The sequence below is a fragment of the Pseudomonas sp. Y39-6 genome (assembly GCF_023651955.1).
GTDB classification, from domain to species: domain Bacteria; phylum Pseudomonadota; class Gammaproteobacteria; order Pseudomonadales; family Pseudomonadaceae; genus Aquipseudomonas; species Aquipseudomonas veronii.
Window position 1 is genome coordinate 5,775,470 of record NZ_CP069594.1, and the last position, 21,722, is coordinate 5,797,191.

A 21,722-nucleotide genomic window follows, 5' to 3' on the forward strand; every position below is an offset into this window, starting at 1 on the left:
CAAGAAAAGGGAGACACGCCATGTACCAACACCTTATCGAAGGCCTGCAACGCCTGGGCCGTGCGCTGATGCTGCCGATCGCGATCCTGCCGATCGCCGGCCTGCTGCTGCGCCTGGGCGACACCGACCTGCTCAACATCGCGGTGATGCACGACGCCGGGCAGGCGATCTTCGCCAACCTTGCGCTGATCTTCGCCATCGGCATCGCCGTGGGCTTTGCCCGCGACAATAACGGCACGGCCGGTTTGGCCGGGGCCATCGGTTACCTGGTGATGATCTCGACGCTCAAGGTGATGGACTCGACCATCAACATGGGCATGCTCGCCGGGATCGCCAGCGGCCTGATGGCGGGCGGGCTGTATAACCGCTTCAAGGACATCAAGCTGCCGGAGTACCTGGCGTTCTTCGGCGGGCGGCGATTCGTGCCGATTGTCACCGGGTTCAGCGCGGTCGGCCTGGGCGTGATCTTTGGCCTGATCTGGCCGCCGATCCAGCACGGCATCAACAGCTTCGGCGTGTTGCTGATGGAAAGCGGCAGCCTGGGGGCCTTCGTGTTTGGCGTGTTCAACCGCCTGCTGATCGTCACCGGCCTGCACCATATCCTCAACAACATGGCGTGGTTCGTGTTCGGCAGCTTTACCGACCCGGTGACCGGCGCGGTGGTGACCGGCGACCTGACCCGCTACTTCGCTGGCGACCCGAAAGGTGGCCAGTTCATGACCGGCATGTTCCCGGTGATGCTGTTCGGCCTGCCCGCCGCGTGCCTGGCGATGTACCGCAATGCCCTGCCGGAACGACGCAAAGTGATGGGCGGGATTTTCCTGTCGATGGCGCTGACCTCGTTCCTGACCGGCGTGACCGAGCCGATCGAATTCGCCTTCATGTTCCTCGCGCCGTTCCTGTACCTGCTGCATGCGCTGCTGACCGGGCTGTCGATGGCGGTCACCAACCTGCTGGATATCCACCTCGGGTTTACTTTCTCCGGCGGCTTTATCGACATGGTGCTGGGCTGGGGCAAGTCCACCAACGGTTGGCTGGTCGTACCGGTCGGCCTGGCTTATGCGGCGATTTACTACAGCGTGTTCAGCTACTGCATCCGCCGCTTCAACCTGAAGACACCGGGCCGCGAAGATATCCCGGTGGCGCAGGCCGAAGCGATGAGCGATAACCAGCGCGCCACGGCTTACATCCACGCGCTGGGAGGGGCGGACAACCTGCTCAGCGTGGGGGCTTGCACCACGCGCCTGCGCCTGGACATGGTCGACCGCAACAAAGCGGTGGATGCACAGTTGAAAGCCCTCGGCGCGATGGCCGTGGTGCGGCCGGGCAACGGCGGCAGTTTGCAGGTGGTGGTCGGGCCGATGGCCGACAGCATTGCCGATGAGATTCGCCTGGCGATGCCAGCGTTTGTGGCGGGCGCGCCGGTGGATAAACCGGTCGCGGTCAATGTGCAGGAAGCCGAGCAATGGCTGAGCGCATTGGGCGGCCGGGGGAATGTGCGCCAGCTGGAAGCGGTGGCGATGACCCGGTTGCGGGTGGAGTTGGGGGATGATTCGGTGGTGTCCGAGGCTCAACTGACGGCGCTTGGTTGCCAAGGCATCAGCCAACTTGATAGCGGTGTTTGGCACCTGCTGATTGGTGACAAGGCCTCGGGCTTGAGTGAGGTATTGGAGCGACTGGTCAGCGGCCATGAGGTCGGCGCCAGGGTTTAAGAGAGGTAGTGGTTGTTCTGGCCTCATCGCGGGCAAGCCCCCTCCCACATTTGACCGAGTTCCAACGCTGGAATGCGGGTAAATGTGGGAGCGGGCTTGCCCGCGATGAGGTCCTTACAGCCAACAAAAAACCCGCTGACCAAACTGGCCCAGCGGGTTTCTCGTTCATGCAATCAACGAATCAGAAATCCGCCAACCGCCACACCTCATACGCCGGTGTCTCATAGGGATGGCTCAGCTTCAACGCAGCCACAACAGCCACGATCAGCTCATCCGCCACCACCAGCTCAACCTTCCACTCTTCAACCACTTCAACCTGGCCGACTTGCCCGAGAAACGGCTGGCTGCCGTCCAACGCACGGAATTGGCCCTGGCCCAGCACTTGCCAGGCGCAGCTGTCGTAGTCGCCGATGCGCCCGCCGCCGGCTGCGAAGACGGCGGCCTTCACCGCCTCCACATGGCTGCCGGGCACGAAGAAGCTGAGCTTGTACACCGCCTTAGTTCACCCACACGCGCGCGTTGCGGAACATCCGCATCCACGCGCCGTCTTCGTTCCACTCTTCCGGGCGCCACGAGTTCTGCACGGCGCGGAATACACGCTCCGGGTGCGGCATCATGATGGTGACGCGACCGTCGCGGCTGGTGAGGCCGGTGATCCCGCGCGGTGAGCCGTTCGGGTTGGCCGGGTAGCTTTCGGTGACCTTGCCGTGGTTGTCGACGAAACGCATGGCGACGCAACCGGATACATCGGCTTCGAGCAAGGCTTCTTCGCTGGCGAACTCGGCATGGCCTTCACCGTGGGCGATGGCGATTGGCATACGCGAACCGGCCATGCCTTGCAGGAAGATCGAGTTGGACTCCTGCACCTGCACCATGGCGACACGGGCTTCGAACTGCTCGGAACGGTTACGCACGAAGTGCGGCCAGAACTCGCTGCCCGGGATCAGTTCGTGGAGGTTGGACATCATCTGGCAACCGTTGCACACACCCAGGGTGAAGCTGTCGTTGCGTTCGAAGAAGCCCTGGAACGCGTCGCGGGCACGGCTGTTGAACAGGGCCGACTTGGCCCAGCCTTCACCGGCACCCAGCACGTCGCCGTAGGAGAAACCGCCGCAGGCCACCAGGCCTTTGAACTCGTTGAGGTCGACGCGACCGGCGAGGATGTCGCTCATGTGTACGTCGATCGCATTGAAGCCGGCGCGGTCGAACGCGGCCGCCATTTCCACCTGGCCGTTGACGCCCTGCTCGCGCAGTACGGCAACCTGTGGGCGAATGCCTTTCTTGATGTACGGCGCGGCGATGTCCTGGTTGACGTCGAAGCTGAGCTTGGTGCTCAGGCCCGGGTTGTCTTCTTCCAGGATCACGTCGAATTCCTGCTCGGCGCAGTCGGCGTTATCGCGCAGGCGCTGGATCTGGTAGCTGGTCTCGGCCCACTGGCGCTGCAGCAGACGGCGCTGGCCTTCGAACACGGTGTCGCCGTTGAAGACGATGTCGATCTGACCGTTGTTGATCGGCTGGCCGATCACGGCCACGCAATCGCCCAGGCCGGCGGCGCTGAACTGTGCCAATACGTTTGGCGTCGCGTCCTGGCGCACCTGGATCACCGCACCCAGCTCTTCGTTGAACAGGATGCCGTTGAGTTCAGAGGCGTCCTCGGCAACGCTGTCGAGCACCAGGTTCAAGCCGCAGTGACCGGCGAAGGCCATCTCGACCACGCTGGTCAACAGACCACCGTCGGACCGGTCGTGGTAGGCCAGCAGGTGGCCGTCGGCGTTGAGGCCCTGGATCACGGCGAAGAAGGCTTTCAGGTCTTCGGCGTCATCGACGTCCGGCGCGTGTTTGCCGAGCTTGCCATGGGTTTGCGCGAGGATCGAGGCGCCCATGCGGTTCTGGCCACGGCCCAGGTCGATCAGGATCAGATCGGTGGTGCCCTTGTCCATGCGCAGTTGCGGGGTCAGGGTCTGGCGGATGTCGGTGACCGGCGCGAAACCGGTGACGATCAACGACAGCGGCGAGGTGACGCTCTTGTCCACGCCTTCGTCGTTCCAGCGGGTGGCCATGGACATGGAGTCCTTGCCCACCGGAATGGTGATCCCCAGTTCAGGGCACAGCTCCATGCCGACAGCCTTGACGGTGTCGTACAGGCGCGCGTCTTCGCCGGGGTGACCGGCAGCGGACATCCAGTTGGCCGACAATTTGATGTCGGACAGCTTGCCGATACGGGACGCGGCGATGTTGGTGAGGGTTTCACCAATGGCCATGCGGCCCGACGCCGGAGCGTCCAACAGGGCCAGCGGCGTGCGTTCGCCCATGGCCATGGCTTCACCGGTGTAGACGTCGAAGCTGGTGGCAGTGACGGCAACGTCGGCCACCGGCACTTGCCATGGGCCGACCATTTGGTCACGGGCAACCAGGCCGGTGATGGTGCGGTCGCCGATGGTGATCAGGAAGCTTTTGCTCGCGACCGCCGGGTGGTGCAGCACGCGTTCGATGCTGTCGGCCAATTCCAGTGTGCTTGGGTCGAAGTCATCGCCCAGCTCGGTTTCACGTACCGCCGAGCGGTGCATGCGCGGGGCTTTGCCCAGCAGCACTTCGAGCGGCATGTCCACCGGGCTGTTGCCGAAGTGGCTGTCGGTGACCGTCAGTTGCGGCTCGGCAGTGGCTTCGCCGACCACGGCAAACGGGCAACGCTCGCGTTCGCAGATGGCCTGGAAGCGCGCGAAGTCTTCAGGACCGACGGCCAGGACGTAGCGTTCCTGGGACTCGTTGCTCCAGATTTCGTGCGGGGCCATGCCCGGCTCGTCGTTTGGAATGTTGCGCAGTTCGAAACGGCCGCCACGCTCGCCATCGTTGACCAGTTCCGGGAAGGCGTTGGACAAACCGCCGGCGCCGACGTCGTGGATGAAGCTGATCGGGTTCTTGTCACCCAACTGCCAGCAACGGTCGATGACTTCCTGGCAGCGACGCTCCATCTCTGGGTTTTCGCGCTGTACCGAAGCGAAGTCCAGGTCTGCCGAGCTGGTGCCGGTGGCCATGGAGGAAGCCGCGCCGCCGCCCAGGCCGATCAGCATCGCCGGGCCGCCGAGCACGATCAGCTTGGAGCCGACCAGGATCTCGCCTTTCTTGACGTGTTCTTCACGGATGTTGCCCATGCCGCCGGCCAACATGATCGGCTTGTGGTAACCGCGCACTTCGTCGCCACGCGGGGTGGTGATGGACTGTTCGAAGGTACGGAAATAACCAGTCAGCGCCGGACGGCCGAATTCGTTGTTGAACGCGGCGCCGCCCAGAGGGCCTTCGATCATGATGTCCAGCGCGGTGACGATGCGCTCCGGCTTGCCGTAGGGCACTTCCCACGGCTGTTCGAAGCCCGGGATCTGCAGGTTGGACACGGTAAAACCGGTCAGCCCGGCCTTGGGCTTGGCGCCACGGCCGGTGGCACCTTCGTCGCGGATCTCGCCGCCGGAACCGGTGGCTGCGCCCGGGAACGGGGCAATTGCGGTCGGGTGGTTGTGGGTCTCGACTTTCATCAGGATGTGTACCGGCTCCTGCACCGCGCCGTACTGGCGGGTTTCAGGGTCCGGGAAGAAACGGCCGGCGACGCTGCCGACGATGACCGAAGCGTTGTCCTTATAAGCCGACAGAACGCCTTCGCTGTGCATCACGTAGGTGTTCTTGATCATGCCGAACAGGCTTTTTTCCTGGCTTTCGCCGTCAATGTCCCAACTGGCGTTGAAGATCTTGTGACGGCAGTGCTCGGAGTTGGCCTGGGCGAACATCATCAGTTCGATGTCGTGCGGGTTGCGCTTCAAGCCGTTGAAGGCGTTGACCAGATAATCGATCTCGTCTTCGGCCAGGGCCAGGCCCAGCTCGGTGTTGGCCTTCGCGAGGGCGGCGCGGCCACCGCCGAGCACGTCAATCGCGGTCAGCGGCTTGGGCTCGGCGTGGCTGAACAGAGCACCGGCCTGTTCCAGCTGGCTGACGATGATCTGGGTCATGCGGTCGTGCAGGCTGCCGGCGATCAGCTCGGCTTCGGCCTCGCTGAACTGGCCCGCGACATAGAAGGCAATACCGCGTTCCAGGCGCTGGATTTTTTCCAGGCCGCAGTTGCGGGCGATATCGCTGGCCTTGCTCGACCAGGGCGAGATGGTGCCGAACCGCGGCAGAACCAGGAACAAGCGGCCAGTCGGCTCTTGAACGGGAACGCTTGGGCCGTACTTCAGAAGGCGTGCCAGCACTTGCTGTTCGTCGGCGGTCAAGACGCCGGTCACGTCGGCGAAATGAGCAAATTCAGCATACAGGCCTGTAACAGCTGGAACCTTCTGGCTCAGTTGCTCAAGGAGTTTGCTGTGGCGAAAGGCAGAAAGGGCAGGAGCGCCGCGCAGGATCAACATCTTCGGGACAGCCTCGGGAAGGGGTGTGCTTTGAGGCCGTGCATTCTAACGTAAACCGTCGTCAACGGCACCCGAAACACTAACGCTGGCCGCTGCCGAACGTCAGTTGGCTGGGTTTGCACGGTGCCGGGGCGTTATCCGGGGCGGCGGGCACAGTTATTTTAACCGTCACAATCGCTCTCCAAGCCACGTTTCTGCGGGCTGCAGCACAGTTTCAAGGCGGCTAGCAGACAAGTCCCCCGCTGTCGAGATATGGCGCCGTGGGCCGTTTGCGTATACTGCGCAGATGTTCTCCCCAACTGCTTTGCGCCCGCGATGCGCCAAATGGCTCATCGCCACCGGACTCTTCCTGATGCTCAGCGCCTGTGTTGATAAACCCAGCACGCTCGAGCGAATCAAGGAGGATGGCGTATTGCGGGTGATTACCCGGAACAGCCCGGCCACGTATTTCCAGGACCGCAACGGTGAAACCGGTTTCGAATACGAACTGGTCAAGCGCTTTGCCGACGACCTGGGGGTGAAGCTGGAAATCGAGACCGCCGACAACCTCGACGACCTGTTCGGCCAGTTGGGCAAACCCAACGGCCCGGTCCTCGCCGCCGCCGGCTTGGTCAGCAGCGAGCGACGCAAGCAGCAGGTGCGCTTTTCCCACCCTTACCTGGAAGTCACCCCGCAGATCATCTACCGCAACGGCCAGTCGCGCCCCACCAACGCGGCAGACCTGGCGGGCAAGAAGATCATCGTGCTCAAGGGCAGCACCCACGCCGAACAACTGGCCGAGCTTAAAAAGCAGAACCCTGCGATCGAATACGAAGAATCCGACGCCGTTGAAGTGGTCGACCTGCTGCGCATGGTCGACGAGGGCCAGATCGACCTGACCCTGGTGGACTCCAACGAAGTGGCGATGAACCAGGTTTACTTTCCCAACGTGCGCGTGGCGTTCGACCTCGGCGATGCCAGCAACCAAAGCTGGGCCGTGGCCGCCGGCGAAGACAACAGCCTGCTCAACGAGGTCAACAGCTACCTGGACAAGGTCGGCAAGAACGGCACCTTGCAGCGCCTGAAAGATCGCTATTACGGGCACGTCGATGTACTCGGCTACATGGGCGCCTACACCTTCGCCCAGCACTTGCAGCAGCGCCTGCCCAAGTACGAGAAACACTTCAAGACCTTCGCCAAGGAAGAAAAGGTCGACTGGCGCCTGTTGGCCGCCATCGGCTATCAGGAATCACTCTGGCAACCGGCGGTCACCTCCAAGACCGGCGTGCGCGGCCTGATGATGCTGACCCAGAACACCGCCCAGGCGATGGGCGTGTCCAACCGCCTGGACGCCAAGCAAAGCATCATGGGCGGCGCCAAGTACCTGGCGAAGATCAAGGACGAGCTGGACGACGATATCGCCGAGCCGGACCGCACCTGGTTTGCCCTGGCCGCCTACAACGTGGGCACCGGGCATCTGGACGACGCACGCAAGCTGGCGCAGAAGGACGGCCTGAACCCGAACAAGTGGCTGGACGTGAAGAAAATGCTGCCGCGCCTGTCGCAGAAGCAGTGGTACAGCAAGACCCGCTACGGCTATGCACGGGGCGGCGAGCCGGTACACTTCGTGGCGAACATCCGGCGCTACTACGACATCCTCACCTGGGTGACCCAGCCACAGCTGGAAGGCAACCAGGTAGTCGAAGGCAACCTGCATGTGCCAGGGGTCAACAAGACCAAGCCGCCGGAAGAGAACCCGCAGCTGTAAACCCGAAGCCCCCAAACACCACCGCCCAATGTGGGAGGGGGCTTGCCCCCTCCCACATTTGAATCGCTACTGGCCTTGGAGGCCGGTGAGCAGATGTACCGCGCCACCCGCCAGCACCATCACTCCCGACACTCCCGCTGCCTTTAACGCCGCCGCATCCACCCGCGCCGCATCCCGCAGTTGCACACGCACCCGCGTCAGCGCCACGCGTTGTTGCGACTGGAGGTTATCCGCGCCACCAAGGGCATTCAGCACATCGGCGGACAACAGGTTCTCCGCCGCCGGCACAGGCGCCGCGACGGTTTCGGCGATCAAGTCCGGGGTCAGGGCTTTCCAGAACGCCCGCTGCAATTTCTCGAACATGCTCAGTGCTCCACGACAGGTGAGGTTTCAACGGTGGCCGCGTGGTACAGGCGCAAGGCCTCGCGCACCTGCGCGGCTTCTTCAAGGCCGAGCACTTGATGGGCGATGATCTGGCAGTCCGCCAGGTCCAGCTCGCGCACGGTGGCCTTGATGGTCGGGATCAGCGGTACGCTGACCGACAGCTCGTCCACCCCCAGCCCGATCAACACCGGCACCGCCGACGCTTCAGACGCCAGCGCCCCGCACACGCCAACCCACTTGCCGTGGGCATGGGCGGCCTTGACGGTGGTGGCGATCAGACGCAGCACCGCCGGGTGAAAGCTGTCGGCCTGGCTGGCCAGGCGCGGGTGATCGCGGTCCATCGCCAGGGTGTACTGGGTCAGGTCGTTGGTGCCGATGGAGAAAAAGTCCACATGGGGCGCGAACACGTCCGCCATCAAGGCCGCGGACGGCACTTCGATCATGATGCCCAGCTTCGGCAGCTCGGCGAGCCCCAGCGCCAACGCTTCCTCTTCAAGCATCGTGCGCGCCAGGCGCAGCTCCGAGAGCAGGCTGACCATCGGCAGCATGATGTGCAGCCGCGTCAACCCGGCACTCGCGAGGATCGCGCGGAACTGTTCGCGCAACAACTCGGGGCGCTCCAGACACAAACGAATACCGCGCAAGCCCAGGAACGGGTTGGTCTCGGCATCCATCGGCACATAGGCCAACGGCTTATCGCCGCCGACATCCAACGTGCGTACCACCAGGTTGCGCTCCGGGCCCAGGGCGCGGGCGATGGCGTTGTAGGTGCCGGCTTGCTCCTCGGGGCTCGGTGCGCGATGGCGGTCCAGGTACAGAAACTCTGACCGCAGCAGCCCCACGCCTTCGCCGCCCAGGCTCAGGGATTGCTCGACCTCCTGAAGCGACGCGACGTTGGCCGTGACTTCGACGTGATGACCATCGCGGGTGATGGCCGCCAGGCGTGCCTGCGCGACGTCGCGTTGGCGCCGCGCTATTTGCTCCCGGTGGGTGGCCTGCAATTGCTCGATCTCGGCCAGGTCCGGGTCCAGGTGCAACTCGCCCTTGTCGGCGTCCAGCAACACCTGCCGACCGTCGGCCAACGCCAGTACCTGCGGCGGCACCCCGCAAATCGCCGGCAGCCCCAGCGCCCGGGCGAGGATCGCGACGTGGCTGGTCGCCCCGCCGCCGACGGTGACGAACCCAAGCACCTTGTGCGTGTCGAGGCTGGCGGTCTGCGACGGCGTCAGTTGCTCGGCGATCAGGATCGCGCGCTCGGGCAGTTCCCAGGCGCGGTCGTGAATGCCGAGGATCAGTTTCAGCACGCGCTGGCCGACGTCGGCCAGGTCCGCCGCACGTTCGGCGAGCAGGGCATTGCCCAGGCCCTGGAACAGTTGGGCGGTGGCGAGCGTGGCGCTGTTCCAGGCAAAGGCGGCGCTTTTGCCGACGACCAGCAGGTCGTGGGCTTGCTCCAGCAGGGTCGGGTCTTCGAGCAGTTCCTGATGGGCGCGGAAGATCTGCGCCTGGGCACTGCCGACCGCCTTGGCCTGCAAGCTCTGCAAGGCCTCGGTAGCGGCGTGCAGGCCACGGTCCAACGCCGCGCGTTCGAGTGCTTCGCCGCCGCCCGTTTCGGGAATGCTCAGCGCCGGCTCTGCCACCTGGACCACCTGGCCAAACGCCGAGCCCGGCGACGCACACACGCCCCGCAGCACGTTCGCGGACGCCAGCGACACACGCGGTTCGACGTCCTCGACCGGCGCCGCGACGCTCTCGCCGCACCCCTCGGCCAACAGCGCCACCAACGCCTTGATCGCCGCGGCGGCATCCTCTCCCGCCGCGCTCACCTGCAAGGTGTCGCCCTGCACGGTTTGCAGTGCCATGATCGCCACCAGCGACTTGGCGTTGGCGCTCTGGGTTTGCTTGTGCAGGTAGATACTGGCGTCAAACCCCTTCGCTGCCTGGGCAAACACCGCCGCCGGGCGCGCGTGCAAACCGTTGGCATTGGGCAACGTCAACGGTTTGGAGAACAGTGCGTCGCCCTCCTCTTCGTCCTCGGTTTCAGCCGCCTCGCCTGGCGACAGGCGCACCAGCGGCTGGCCCAGTGTGACCGGGCCGCTGTCCGACGCCAGCAGCGCAAACGGCTCGCCGCTGACCACCAGCATCAAGGTCAACAGGCTCCGGGCATTGAGCGCTACGTAGTCGGCGTCGAACTCGATCAACGGCTGCCCGGCCTCCACCCGCTGGCCTTCCCCGACCAAACGGCTGAACCCCTTGCCCGCCAGGTTCACGGTGTCCAGGCCGATATGCAGCAGCACCTGGACGCCATTGTCAGCCGTGATGCTCACCGCATGGCCAGTGTCCTGGATATTGCTGATCACCCCGGCCAACGGTGCGCAGAGGGTCTGCGAGGTCGGGTCGATGCACAGGCCGTCGCCGATCAGACGGCTGGAGAATACCGGGTCGGGGACCTTGTCCAGTGCCAGCAGCACGCCCGACAAGGGCGCAAGCAATTCCAGGGGTTGAGTTGCGGTCATGACTTCACCTGCTGTTTTGTTCTGTAAAAATCATTGGGTGGATACAAATCCCGAGGTGACAAAGATCAAATGTGGGAAGGGCTTGCCCCTCCCCCATTTAAGCCTGTCTACATCCGAAGATTCACTTCCACCAGTACTCGACTTGCACACCGACGTTCGAGCCATGCCGCGCGGTGCCGTAGGCGCCGGTGTCAGACAACGCCGACCCAGCCGCCAGCTCATTCGCCGCGCGTTTGGCCGCTGCGTTCCAGCTCGCATAGGTGTAGTACAGACGCACTTCCGGGCGCGCCCAGAAATCCGGGCCCTTGGGCGACCAGGTCGGGGCGAAGGTGAATTTGCTCAGTTTGCGCGTACCGCCGGTGGCGTCGACCTGATCATGACCAAGCTCGGTGACCAGTTTGAACTGCTCACTGATGGCATAGGCCGGGCGCACACCGATGGACATCCAGGTCTGGTCCTGGCTGCCGGGGCGAATGTCTTTCTGGTACACGGCCTCGATCTGCCCACCGAAACGCGGGGTCACCTGCCAGTCGAAAAACTCCACGGCGCGGTAGCTTTTGCTGCTGTTATCCAGGGCCGTATTGCCGGTGTAGCCAAGGCCGGTGCCGGGACCTTCGCCATACTGCAGGGCGAACTTGTTCTTGCCGCCAAGGAAAGGTTTTTGCACATGTTGCGCGGTCAGCGCCCAACCGCTGTTGGCATCACGCCCACCGGCTTTTTCGATGTAGCTCAAGCCCAGTTCCAGCTCGCCGCCGGGGTTGGTCTTGAAGCCGGCCACGTTGAAGTCGTGACGCGTGGCGTATTCCTTCTGGTACAGGTTGTCCTTGCGCGAAAGCGCGTAGCTGTATTTCAGGTCGCCAATCAGCACATCCTCGATGCCGCCGCCCGTGGCGCTCTGGTTCCAGTAGTAGAAATCGGAGATATGGATGTCGTTACGCTTGTAGTAACGCCGCCCCGCCCACAGCGAGCCGCCGTTGAGGCTGGGCAGGTTGGACCACTGTGCATACATCTGCGGCATGCGCGCCGAGCCGTTGTCTTCGCCCTGGAATTTAAGCGCGCGGTCGTACTTGTTGTAGAGCGAAGCCATGGCGTCGACGCTGAGCACGGAGCCGTCGTCGAGGGTCAGCAGGTCCTGGCGCAGTTCCAGTTCGGCGTACTGTTCGCATTCGTTGCCCAACCGGTATTTGGATTGCGCGCCCGGCAGTTGGAAGCATTGCTGCTTGCCACTGCCGGTCGACGTCCCCGCGCCGCTACGCAAGTAACCGGCAAACTCCAGGGCCTGAGCGCCGAACGGCAAGCTCAGACACGATGCAACGAGGCCCAGCTTTATTGTTGTTTTCATGAAGTACTCCGATATTTTTATTATGTTTGTGTGAAGCGCCCGGTGCTCCCACACCGGGAATTGACCTTCTGCTTCGCGTCGCGCGGGGCAGTTGCAACGACGTTCCAGCCGTCAGTCCTTGAGGTGCAGCACAAAGGATTCGTAAGGCCGCAACAGCAGCGGGCCCGTGCTGACCTGGCAATCGGGGTAGTTGCTGATCAGCAGGCGTTGTCGGGTAGCGGCGTTGAGGACGTGATCGGGCAGCTGGATTTCGCAGGGTTTGCCGTAGAAGTTGTTCAGCACCAGCAGGCGCTCGCCATGGCCTTCGCGCAGGTAGGCCCAGACCTGGAGGTGGCCCAGCAACAGTTCGCGGTAAACGCCGTCTTGAATCAGCGGTTCCTGGCGACGCAGGGCGATCAGGCTGCGGTAGTGATGCAGCACCGAATCCGGGTCATCCCGTTGGCTGTCGACGTTGATCTGCGCCGCGTTGGCCGGGATGCCGATCCACGGTTCGCCGCTGCTGAAACCGGCATGCTGGCGGGCATTCCACTGCATCGGCGTGCGCCCGTTGTCCCGCGACTTCTGCATGATCGCCGCCATGCTCGACGCCTCGGACTCACCGGCATCGCGCTTGAGGCGGTAGATGTTGAGGGTTTCGACATCGCGGTACTGCTCGATCGTGTCGAAGCCCGGATTGGTCATGCCCAACTCCTCGCCCTGGTACACATACGGCGTGCCCTGCAGGAAGTGCAGCGCCGTGGCGAGCATCTTGGCCGAGACCACACGATGCTCACCGTCATCCCCAAAACGCGAGACCACCCGTGGCTGGTCGTGGTTACACCAGAACAGCGCGTTCCAACCGCCGCCGGCCTGCATGCCCAGTTGCCAGTCGGAAAAGATCTGCTTGAGCTGCAGGAAATCGAAGTCGGCCTTCACCCACTTCTGCAGGTTCGGGTAGTCGACTTTCAGGTGGTGGAAGTTGAAGGTCATCGACAGTTCTTTGGACTCCGGCCGCGAGTAGCGGATGCAGTGTTCCAGGCTGGTGGATGACATCTCGCCGACGTTGATCAGGTCATGGCCTGCGAAGACTTCGCGGTGCATTTCCTGCAGGTACGCGTGTACGTTCGGACCGTCGGTGTAGAAACGCCGACCGTCGCTGGCGTCCTCGGGGAAATCGGCGGGCTTGGAGATCAGGTTGATCACATCCAGGCGGAAACCGCCGACGCCTTTGTCGCGCCAGAAACGCATCAGCTTGAACACCTCGGCGCGCACCTTGGGGTTGTCCCAATTCAGGTCGGCCTGGGTGTGATCGAACAGGTGCAGGAAGTACTGGCCGGTTTGCGCTTCGTATTCCCAGGCCGAGCCGCCGAATTTGGATTCCCAGTTGTTCGGCTGGTCGCGCCAGATGTAAAAGTCGCGGTACGGGTTGTCGAGGCTGCTGCGCGCCTGCTGGAACCACTCGTGCTCGATGGAGGTGTGGTTGACCACGATGTCGAGCATCAACTTGATGCCGCGCTTGGCCGCTTCGCTGATCAGTTGGTCGCAATCGGCCATGGTCCCGTAGCTCGGGTCGATGGCGTAGTAGTCGCTGATGTCGTAGCCGTTGTCGCGCTGCGGCGAGCGCAGGAACGGGGTGATCCACAGGCAGTCGACGCCCAGCCATTGCAGGTAGTCGAGTTTGTCCACGATACCCAGCAGGTCACCGGTGGCGTTACCCGCGTGGCTGTGAAAGCTTTTGGGGTAGATCTGGTAGATCACCGAGTGTTGCCAGTTTTGCATGGTGGGTTCCTTCAGTAAAATTGTGTACCCGCCGCTCGGGCCTCATCGGGAGCAAGCCCCCTCCCACAGGGGGAACGCATTCAACTGCGGGGCGGGCTTGCTCGCGAACGCGGTAATTCAGGCAACGCGATACCCAGGCCGCACGATCTTCATGCTCAATGCACAGGTCAGAACAAACGGCACGACCATCGCGATGACCATCCCGATCACAAACATCGGGATGGCATGCGGCACGATCGAGATAAACCCGGGCAAGCCGCCGACCCCGATGGCCGAGGCCTGCACCTTGTTCAGCGACAGGAAAATGCTGCCCAGTGCCGAGCCCAGCAGCGCGGCATAAAACGGGAACTTGAAGCGCAGGTTCACGCCGAACATCGCCGGTTCAGTGATACCGAAATACGCGGAGACAGCGGAAGTCGAGGCCATGCTTTTGTCCCGCGCATTGCGCGCCATGTAGAACACCGCCAGCGCGGCGCTGCCCTGGGCCAGGTTGGACATGACGATCATCGGCCAGATAAACGTGCCGCCCTGGGTGGAGATCAGTTGCAGGTCCACCGCCAGGAACATGTGGTGCATGCCGGTGATCACCAGCGGCGCATACAACAGGCCGAAAATCGCCCCGCCGAGCATCGGCGCCAGGTCAAACAGGGTGACCACGCCCTGGGTGATCAGGATGCCGAGGTGACGGGTCACCGGGCCGATGATCGCCAGCGCGAGCACGCCGGTGACGACGATGGTGGTGATCGGCACGACCAACAGTTGGATGGCATTTGGCACCCGCGCGCGCAGCCATTTCTCGATGACACTCATCACATACGCCGCCATCAGGATCGGCAGGATCTGCCCCTGGTAACCAACTTTCTCGATCTTGAACCAACCGAAAATATCGAAGTACGGCAGGCTCTGGCCATCGAGGCCGGCCACCGCCTTGCCGTAGTTCCAGGCGTTGAGCAGGTCCGGGTGGACCAGCATCAGGCCAAGCACGATGCCGAGGATTTCACTGCCGCCAAAACGCTTGGCCGCCGACCAGCCCACCAGCGCCGGCAGGAACACGAACGAGGTGTTGGCCATCAGGTTGATCAGGCTCCACAGGCCATCCAGGTTCGGGTAGGCCTCCAGCAGCGTCTTGCCCTCGATGAACATGCCCTTGGCGCCCATCAGGTTGTTCACGCCCATCAACAGGCCGGCGATGATCAACGCGGGCAGGATCGGCATGAACACATCGGAGAACACCCGCACCAGACGCTGCATGGCGTTGGTCTTGTCGGCGCCCTTCTTCTTGACGTCGGCGATGGTGGCGGCGGCGAGGCCGGTCTGTTCGCGCAGGGCGGCGTAGACCTTTTCCACTTCGCCGGGGCCGATCACCACCTGGAACAGCCCACCGGTAAAGAACGAGCCCTTGACCAGGTCGACTTGGTTCAACGCGCTGCCGTTGACCAGGCTCGGGTCCTTGAGCGCCAGGCGCAGGCGGGTCACGCAATGGGCGGCTTGCTCAAGATTGTCGCGGCCCCCGAGGTGCTCGAGAATTTCGCGGGCGATGTTCGAATAGTCGTGGCTCATGCTTGGTTTCCACTTTAATTTTTTTATTTGGGGGGCAGTCATTGGCAGCACGCCGAAGGCAAAAGTACTCGTACAGACGAGTTAAAGCAACAACTCGTCTGTACGAGTTACATATTGTCTATTTTTTCTGGATCAGGCCCCGCCACAGCCCACAGATTTCCGTGGGCCCAATGGACAAACCCCAGCCGTGCCACTAAGGTTCCTGCCTTGAACGCAAACGCGGCACAGAGCCATCCCCATGAGCAAATACAACCAGATCTATACCGATCTGCTTGCCAACATCACCACCGAACGCCTGCAACGCGGCACCCGTCTTCCCTCTGAAACCGAACTGATGGATGCCTACCAGGCCAGTCGTGGCACCGTGCGGCGGGCCATCGAGCAGCTGCAGGAGCGTGGGTTTGCGCAGAAAATCCATGGCAAAGGCACGTTTGTGTTATCGCCCAACCCCATCGAGTTCCAACTGGGCGGCATCGTCAGCTTCCACGAAACCCACGCCGACCTGGGCGATGACGTCCACACCGACGTCGTCGAATTCACCCAGTTCCCGCTGGAAGGCTCACTGCTGCAGCATATCGAGGCCGAACCCGGCACCCTGATCACCCGCATCAAACGGGTGCGGCGCATCGGCGGCAAACGGGTGATCCTCGACATCAACCACTTCGTCGCCGACCTGATCCCCGGCCTGGACCGCACCATCGCCGAGCAGTCGATCTACGCCTTCATCGAACAGACGTTGCAGCTGCACATCAGCTACGCCCAACGCACCATCGAAGCCCTGCCCCGCGGCAAAGACGACCAGGCACACCTCGACCTCGAGGGGCAAAGCCATGTGATCGTGGTAAGCAACCAGACGTTTCTGCAGGACGGGCGGCAGTTCGAGTACACCGAGTCGCGGCATACGTTGGATAAGTTCTACTTTTCGGATATTGCGCGGCGCTAAGGCCGAGCGAAGCTCAAACGTGGCCGCGGGCCGCTATCGCGACGATTCGGTGACCTCAGCCGAACGTGGACGCCGTGCCATGGGGGACCAGTCCACTTCGTCTTGCGATATGTCTTTCATATGATGTTGCCCGCCCTCCCGGCTTCCCGCTGAGGCGTTTTGAAGTCGAGCTCTATCAAAGATGCGCCTGAAGGTCGGTGAAATACGCTCCACGACGGCAAGGCAAACCTTCTATCAGAATCGGGCCCAGAACGAAAAAAACCGGCACGAATTGGCCGGGATGGGTAACTCGATCACGATGTTAACCGCTTTTTTGACTTGTTAACCATTGCTGTTTACAGTGTAAATAAATGGTTAACAAGGTGACGCGAAATGCCGGTTTTACTGGATGACATTAAGGGTTATCTCGAATCCACAGTAGGCTTGGAGGCGCATCTTCAAGCAGCCTCCGGCCTGAAAATCCCCTTTCACATCAAGGATGCCTACAAGCTCGTCTATCTGGTCCTTATGGTAGGGCCGAAAGCGAAACAGAAGCTACCGATGCTCCTACTGCTTCCAGTGGAAAATAAGTACCCGGGTGCCGTAACGCTAGGGAAGCACATCGCCCAGGTACAAAAAGCCACGGACAAGGTGGTTGTGTATGTATGCCAGTCACTGTCGGTACCGGAGCGGCGTAGCCTGATCGCCAACAACATCAACTTCATCCAGCCTGGCTATCAGATGTTCGTCCCAGAGTTGGCGATGGACCTGCGCGAGAGCGTTCGGACACGCCGAAACGAGAAAGACGTGTCCACTCTTCTTCCCGCAGCACAAGCGATGGTCTTGGCTCGCCTGTATGAAGGATGGGACAGCGACACGATCTTCAACTCCAACGGCATCATGAACGGTTTCAAATACAGCCGCGTCACACTTGCCAAAGTGATCGATCAGATGCTGAAGCTTGGCATCGTCCATCCTGCACAAAGTCAGGGATTCAAAAACTGCTATTCGTTCGGTGCACCTCCGGCCGAGGTCTTCAAAAATGTTCGCCGCTTTATGCGCTCTCCCGTTAAACGGAAGGTTGCGATCGACCGAGTGCTTCATACAGGCAACGGTGTATTTCTTGCTGGCGAGACCGCTCTGGCCAAATGCACGATGCTGGCGGGTCCCGTCCAACCGATTTTCGGAATGACCAAAAAGCAGTTCGACACCCTCGTCGAGGAGCAGGCATTCAAGGTCACCGACTCGGTGGATGAGACCCGGGCATGGGTGGAAATATGGGCTTATCGAAGCCTGAAGGAAGGAAAAAACATCGCCGATGAAGCGTCATTGCTTCTGAGCTTGGAAAACATCCCGGACGAACGTGTCCAGTTGGCTTTAGACGAACTTAAGGAGGCAGTGGCTTGGCTAAAATCAGAGGACTAGACGTATTCGGGCAACACTTCAGCGATTTTCGTGATCACTATGTGCTGATTGGCGGCGTTGCCTCCTGGCTCACAATGGATGAGGCGGGCCAATCGTTCCGCGCGACCAAAGATCTTGACATCGTGCTGGTTATTGAAGCGCTCAACGCCGATTTTGCTGGGGCGTTCTGGGCCTTTATACGTGCCGGACGTTACACCATCCGGCAGGTTGGTGGGGTTGACGGTCAGCGACCTGTTTTCTACCGGTTCCAGAACCCTGAGGATGAGGCTTATCCCGTCCAGATCGAATTGTTCTCGCGCGCACCCGAGGGTATCGAGTTCCCGGCGGACGCAACCCTGACTCCTATTCCCACAGACGAATCGGTATCAAGCCTGTCCGCCATCTTGCTCAATACCCCCTACTACCACTTCGTCCTTGAGGGTCGGCAGAGCAATGAAGTACTGACCTTCATCGGCGCCGACCGGCTGATCCCGCTCAAGGCCCAGGCATGGCTCGATTTGTCAGCACGAAAGGAGGCAGGCGAGCAGGTCGACAGCAAGAACATCAAGAAACATCGAAATGACGTTCTGAATCTGAGCGGTCAATTGACAGATGAGCCTATCGCGCTACCAAAAAGCATTCAGACCGACATGAGAGCGTTTCTGGAGCTCTTGGCATTGGAAAAGATCGATCTCAAGGCCATCGGATTGAAAGGGACCCTGGAGGACTATATCGAGCGCCTGACATTGAGTTTCGGCTTACAACAGCCAATCCAATAGGAACACACTCTGAAAACCACCGGTTCCGCTTGCTAGCGGGATGCACAAAGCTGCCAGAAGTTGCCACACCCAAAAAGCCAAAAGCCCGCAATTACGCGGGCTCCAGGGCATTTCTTGCTAGATGGTGCCGGACATCCAATCATTCCCACTCTATTATTAACAGAAGGCAAAAACCCAATAAAACCAGAGGATTCAACCTTCTAACAGAAGAAATACCATGAAAAAAGCCATTTAACATTAATATCACGCGTCCGACGCCAGGACAGACGAACGCAACCTTGCAGTATTTCCTTTCCCCGTGCCGGGGTGGGCTAGGTGTACACCTAACAGCGAATGGTATTTTTCAGGCACCGGACAGGCAGGCTCTGGCTTGGGAACGCTGGTTCTCCGTGGCGGGAGAAGGGTCAAAGGCCCCGCAAGGGCAGAATCCAAAAGTTGAACTCGGATCTCTCTCGCGAGAATTTCGGCGATCAGCGAAGGAACAGCATTACCCAGCATCCTCTGCATCTCCGTACGACCGCAGTCTACTCGAAGGTCATCAGGAAACGTTTGCAGGCGACAAAGCTCTGCAAAACTTAAACGTCTGCTGTCCCAGTGAAAGGGGCCGATTGCAGAGCCAGGTTGAGCTTGCACCGTCCATGAAGGAAGCCTCTTTGACAGCTTCAATAGGAAGCTCCAGTAGCGTGTTCGCCATCCGAACAGCGGCTGACCTCCACCCCTATCCGTATGCCAGAGGTAGTTTTGGCCCTCAGGTATGGTCGGAAGTAATTCGCCCCATTTGCCACCGGGACGAAGAGTTTTAAGCTCTTCAGTAGAGGGTGCCGGTAGATCGCCGAGCGCATCCCAAGCAGTGCGGAAAGGCTCCTTAGACGAAAATAGATCAGAGCTGAGATTTTCTGGCTTAGCGTGGGTTGTTTCCGGGAAGCGGAATTCACGGCCCTCCCTAGATCCGACCAGAAAGACACGCTCGCGTGTCTGGGGCACACCATATTCTGCGCAATTGATTACTCGCCAGCTTACGTGATAACGAGTTCCAACCTCACGGTTGATTTGATCGATACCGGTAAGGATGTATTGTAGACCTTCGTCTTTACCGGCATATGCAAGTCCTCCTACGTTTTCGAGAAGGAAAGCTCGCGGCTGCGTATCGCGGAGAACACGCAGATACCCAGTCAATGTATCAGCGCGAGGATCATTCAAACGGAGAGAATCTCCTTTTGACCAGTATCCAGCTTTGGAAAACGGTTGGCAGGGCGGCCCACCGATGAGAACGTCAGCCTCACCTACTGCGAGCTTTCCTGCCTCTAGGATTTGCTGAGACGAGACGTTATTGATGTCCGCCTCTATGACAGCCCAGTCACGATTGAGGCGCATGGTGCGACAGGAGGTGCGGTCTAACTCAAGGGCCACAGCCGTCTCGAATCCCGCAGCTTCAAAGCCAAAATCGAGGCCACCAATACCCGAAAATAGTGAAATAGTTTTTAACATAGGGGATGCTATGGCCTTAAAAAATAGGCAGTGGCACGGGTGCCATACTGAGAACGTACTGTGACACAAGAAAATTGTACTGTCAATACAACTTTTACGCTTCGCATACGATTGCGCGAAGCCATGGAGGCTCATCGGCAGCGTACCGGTACCCGAATGACGTACCAGACACTGGCTGAGGCGTCGGGATTATCTGTTTCAACCCTGCAGTCCTTGGCGGCGCGCCCTACTTACAACACTCGCCTCAGTACGATCGCGAGACTCTGCGTTGCTCTCCACTGTCAGCCAGGAGACCTTTTGGAGCTAATGGAAAGCGTAGATGGCAATTTCTAACTCAAATGCGGAACTAATACTTAGAGCTGAAGCTTCATCGGCCACAGGCCCCAATGCATGTAACAACGGGTGGCTGATTAAAATAGAGGAGCTTTCGCGCCTATGCGAAGTTGGTGGTTCAGCAACACACATAGCCTTTTTAGGTACGTCTATTCTTGCTAAAGCATCCTCCGACACTGTTGACCTATTCGCCATAATGAATCGCCCCGGGCTTTCTAGACACTCTCAAGGCTCGCTGCGTAACGCTTTTCAAACTCTACCGGTGACAGCTGATTGTTGAAACTGTGGCGTCGTTTTGGGTTGTAAAACATCTCGATGTAATCGAACACATCATCTCGAGCATCCTGGCGTGTAGTGTAGATTTTACGCTTGATCCGTTCCCGCTTCAGCAACTGGAAAAAGCTCTCCGCCACAGCGTTGTCGTGGCAATTACCTCGACGACTCATGCTGGCTACCAGGTTGTTAGCTTTCAAGAAGCTTCGCCAGTCTGAGCTGCTGTACTGACTGCCTTGATCCGAGTGGATCATCACCTCTTGCTTCGGCTTACGTCTCCAAACCGCCATCAGCAGTGCATCAATGGCTACGTCGCTGGTCATCTGCGACTTCATTGACCAACCAATGATCTGGCGTGAAAACAGATCGAGCACCACGGCCAAATACAGCCAGCCTTCATATGTTCGGATGTAGGTAATGTCTGTGACCCAAACTTTGTTGGGTTCTCTGACATCGAATTGGCGCTTCAGTAAGTTCGGTGAGGCAACGGCTGGCTTACCGCCGTATTTTCCAGGCCTCCGTCGATACCCAGTCTGAGAACGTAAACCTTCAAGGCGCATCAACCTAGCCACCCGGTGACGGCCACAGCTCTCACCAACCTCTCGCAGGTCATCATGGATCTTTCGATAGCCATAAACGCCACCGCTTTCCAGCCAGGAGTGTTTGATCAATCCAAGCAGTCGCTGATCGTCCTTGGCTCGCGCAGATTTTGGTTCTGATAGCCACGCGTAGTAGCCGCTGGGATGAACCTTGAGCGTCAGGCAAAGCCGTCGAATCGCGTAATGACCCGCTTGCTGCTTAATAAAGGCGTACTTCAGCCGCACTCCTTGGCAAAGTACGCGGCGGCCTTTTTTAAGATGTCTCGCTCCTCCGTCACCCGTTTCAGCTCGGCACGTAGACGACGAACCTCAGCGCTCTGATCATCCTCCTCAACGCGCTGTTCCTGAGGCTTGGTGTAGCGCTTAACCCAGGCATAGAGGCTGTGCACAGACACACCCAATCGTGCAGCCACCTCCGAGACAGGAAGCTGCTTTTCGGTCACTTGCTTGACCGCCTGGATTTTGAATTCTTCGGGATAACGCTGGTTGCTCATGGCACCTCCTAATGGGCCTC

Annotated in this window: 15 protein-coding genes; 6 read left to right on the forward strand and 9 right to left on the reverse strand. The window is 60.5% G+C overall.

Annotated elements, in window-relative coordinates; translation table 11 throughout:
* The first annotated feature begins 20 nt into the window (after window positions 1-20).
* Entirely contained in the window at window positions 21-1,712 is a 1,692-nt protein-coding gene (gene nagE / locus JN756_RS26275; RefSeq protein ID WP_128191960.1) for an N-acetylglucosamine-specific PTS transporter subunit IIBC, read from the forward strand.
* Window positions 1,713-1,893: 181 nt separating this feature from the next.
* Here the strand turns inward: nagE and JN756_RS26280 are convergent, their stop codons facing one another.
* The gene (locus JN756_RS26280) at window positions 1,894-2,205 is read right to left on the reverse strand and encodes a YqfO family protein (protein ID WP_017846152.1); all 312 of its coding nucleotides are present in this window, start codon (window positions 2,203-2,205) and stop codon (window positions 1,894-1,896) included.
* 4 nt (window positions 2,206-2,209) lie between these two features.
* The gene (gene purL, locus JN756_RS26285; protein ID WP_017846153.1) at window positions 2,210-6,106 is read right to left on the reverse strand and encodes a phosphoribosylformylglycinamidine synthase; all 3,897 of its coding nucleotides are present in this window, start codon (window positions 6,104-6,106) and stop codon (window positions 2,210-2,212) included.
* Between the two features lie 286 nt (window positions 6,107-6,392).
* Here purL and mltF point away from each other — a divergent pair, with 286 nt between their 5' ends.
* Entirely contained in the window at window positions 6,393-7,853 is a 1,461-nt protein-coding gene (mltF, locus tag JN756_RS26290) for a membrane-bound lytic murein transglycosylase MltF (protein ID WP_046382191.1), read from the forward strand.
* Between the two features lie 66 nt (window positions 7,854-7,919).
* On the opposite strand, the gene JN756_RS26295 is transcribed toward mltF, so the two are convergent.
* The 5 genes from JN756_RS26295 to treP form a co-directional block, all read right to left on the reverse strand.
* The gene (locus tag JN756_RS26295) at window positions 7,920-8,216 is read right to left on the reverse strand and encodes a PTS sugar transporter subunit IIB (RefSeq protein WP_017846155.1); all 297 of its coding nucleotides are present in this window, start codon (window positions 8,214-8,216) and stop codon (window positions 7,920-7,922) included.
* Between the two features lie 2 nt (window positions 8,217-8,218).
* Window positions 8,219-10,750 carry a phosphoenolpyruvate--protein phosphotransferase gene (gene ptsP, locus JN756_RS26300; protein ID WP_201021489.1) on the reverse strand — a complete coding sequence of 844 codons (2,532 nt, stop codon included), beginning with the start codon at window positions 10,748-10,750 and terminating at the stop codon, window positions 8,219-8,221.
* 121 nt (window positions 10,751-10,871) lie between these two features.
* Window positions 10,872-12,092: a maltoporin gene (locus JN756_RS26305; protein WP_026139927.1), complete on the reverse strand. Its 1,221-nt coding sequence runs from the start codon at window positions 12,090-12,092 to the stop codon at window positions 10,872-10,874.
* A 111-nt stretch (window positions 12,093-12,203) separates the two neighbouring features.
* Complete coding sequence (treC, locus tag JN756_RS26310) at window positions 12,204-13,850, reverse strand: alpha,alpha-phosphotrehalase (protein ID WP_057004574.1); 1,647 nt, start codon at window positions 13,848-13,850, stop codon at window positions 12,204-12,206.
* Window positions 13,851-13,967: 117 nt separating this feature from the next.
* Window positions 13,968-15,410, reverse strand: a complete 1,443-nt coding sequence (treP, locus tag JN756_RS26315) for a PTS system trehalose-specific EIIBC component (RefSeq protein WP_017846159.1) — start codon at window positions 15,408-15,410, stop codon at window positions 13,968-13,970.
* A gap of 238 nt (window positions 15,411-15,648) precedes the next feature.
* On the opposite strand from treP, the gene treR reads away from it, so the two are divergent.
* The 3 genes from treR to JN756_RS26330 all read left to right on the forward strand — a co-directional run bounded on the left by treR (window position 15,649) and on the right by JN756_RS26330 (window position 18,515).
* Window positions 15,649-16,353 (forward strand): trehalose operon repressor, encoded by a 705-nt coding sequence (gene treR / locus JN756_RS26320; RefSeq protein ID WP_017846160.1) that lies wholly within the window; start codon window positions 15,649-15,651, stop codon window positions 16,351-16,353.
* A 372-nt stretch (window positions 16,354-16,725) separates the two neighbouring features.
* Window positions 16,726-17,757 (forward strand): hypothetical protein, encoded by a 1,032-nt coding sequence (locus JN756_RS26325; protein WP_201021490.1) that lies wholly within the window; start codon window positions 16,726-16,728, stop codon window positions 17,755-17,757.
* The gene (locus JN756_RS26330; protein WP_201021491.1) at window positions 17,736-18,515 is read left to right on the forward strand and encodes a hypothetical protein; all 780 of its coding nucleotides are present in this window, start codon (window positions 17,736-17,738) and stop codon (window positions 18,513-18,515) included. The genes JN756_RS26325 and JN756_RS26330 overlap by 22 nt, the downstream gene beginning before the upstream one ends.
* Before the next feature lie 243 nt (window positions 18,516-18,758).
* Here the strand turns inward: JN756_RS26330 and JN756_RS26335 are convergent, their stop codons facing one another.
* A complete protein-coding gene (locus JN756_RS26335) occupies window positions 18,759-20,003 on the reverse strand; it encodes a DNA cytosine methyltransferase (RefSeq protein WP_201021492.1) in 1,245 nt (414 codons plus the stop codon).
* A gap of 156 nt (window positions 20,004-20,159) precedes the next feature.
* On the opposite strand from JN756_RS26335, the gene JN756_RS32250 reads away from it, so the two are divergent.
* On the forward strand, window positions 20,160-20,336 hold the full coding sequence (locus JN756_RS32250) for a helix-turn-helix domain-containing protein (protein ID WP_350339033.1): 177 nt from the start codon (window positions 20,160-20,162) through the stop codon (window positions 20,334-20,336).
* A 215-nt stretch (window positions 20,337-20,551) separates the two neighbouring features.
* Here the strand turns inward: JN756_RS32250 and JN756_RS26340 are convergent.
* A protein-coding gene (locus JN756_RS26340; RefSeq protein ID WP_104502081.1) for an IS3 family transposase occupies window positions 20,552-21,702 on the reverse strand; the annotation gives its coding sequence in 2 pieces (ribosomal slippage) (window positions 20,552-21,468 and window positions 21,468-21,702; 1,152 coding nt in all).
* Window positions 21,703-21,722 lie beyond the last annotated feature (20 nt).

What these genes read in the sequence shown, in the direction of transcription:
- nagE (WP_128191960.1), top strand. Translation starts at nt 21, where the DNA reads ATGTACCAACACCTTATCGAAGGCCTGCAACGCCTGGGCCGTGCGCTG.
- JN756_RS32250 (WP_350339033.1), top strand. Translation starts at nt 20,160, where the DNA reads ATGACGTACCAGACACTGGCTGAGGCGTCGGGATTATCTGTTTCAACC.
- treR (WP_017846160.1), top strand. Translation starts at nt 15,649, where the DNA reads ATGAGCAAATACAACCAGATCTATACCGATCTGCTTGCCAACATCACC.
- JN756_RS26295 (WP_017846155.1), bottom strand. Translation starts at nt 8,216, where the DNA reads ATGTTCGAGAAATTGCAGCGGGCGTTCTGGAAAGCCCTGACCCCGGAC.
- mltF (WP_046382191.1), top strand. Translation starts at nt 6,393, where the DNA reads ATGTTCTCCCCAACTGCTTTGCGCCCGCGATGCGCCAAATGGCTCATC.
- JN756_RS26335 (WP_201021492.1), bottom strand. Translation starts at nt 20,003, where the DNA reads ATGTTAAAAACTATTTCACTATTTTCGGGTATTGGTGGCCTCGATTTT.
- JN756_RS26325 (WP_201021490.1), top strand. Translation starts at nt 16,726, where the DNA reads ATGCCGGTTTTACTGGATGACATTAAGGGTTATCTCGAATCCACAGTA.
- treP (WP_017846159.1), bottom strand. Translation starts at nt 15,410, where the DNA reads ATGAGCCACGACTATTCGAACATCGCCCGCGAAATTCTCGAGCACCTC.
- JN756_RS26305 (WP_026139927.1), bottom strand. Translation starts at nt 12,092, where the DNA reads ATGAAAACAACAATAAAGCTGGGCCTCGTTGCATCGTGTCTGAGCTTG.
- ptsP (WP_201021489.1), bottom strand. Translation starts at nt 10,750, where the DNA reads ATGACCGCAACTCAACCCCTGGAATTGCTTGCGCCCTTGTCGGGCGTG.
- treC (WP_057004574.1), bottom strand. Translation starts at nt 13,850, where the DNA reads ATGCAAAACTGGCAACACTCGGTGATCTACCAGATCTACCCCAAAAGC.
- purL (WP_017846153.1), bottom strand. Translation starts at nt 6,106, where the DNA reads ATGTTGATCCTGCGCGGCGCTCCTGCCCTTTCTGCCTTTCGCCACAGC.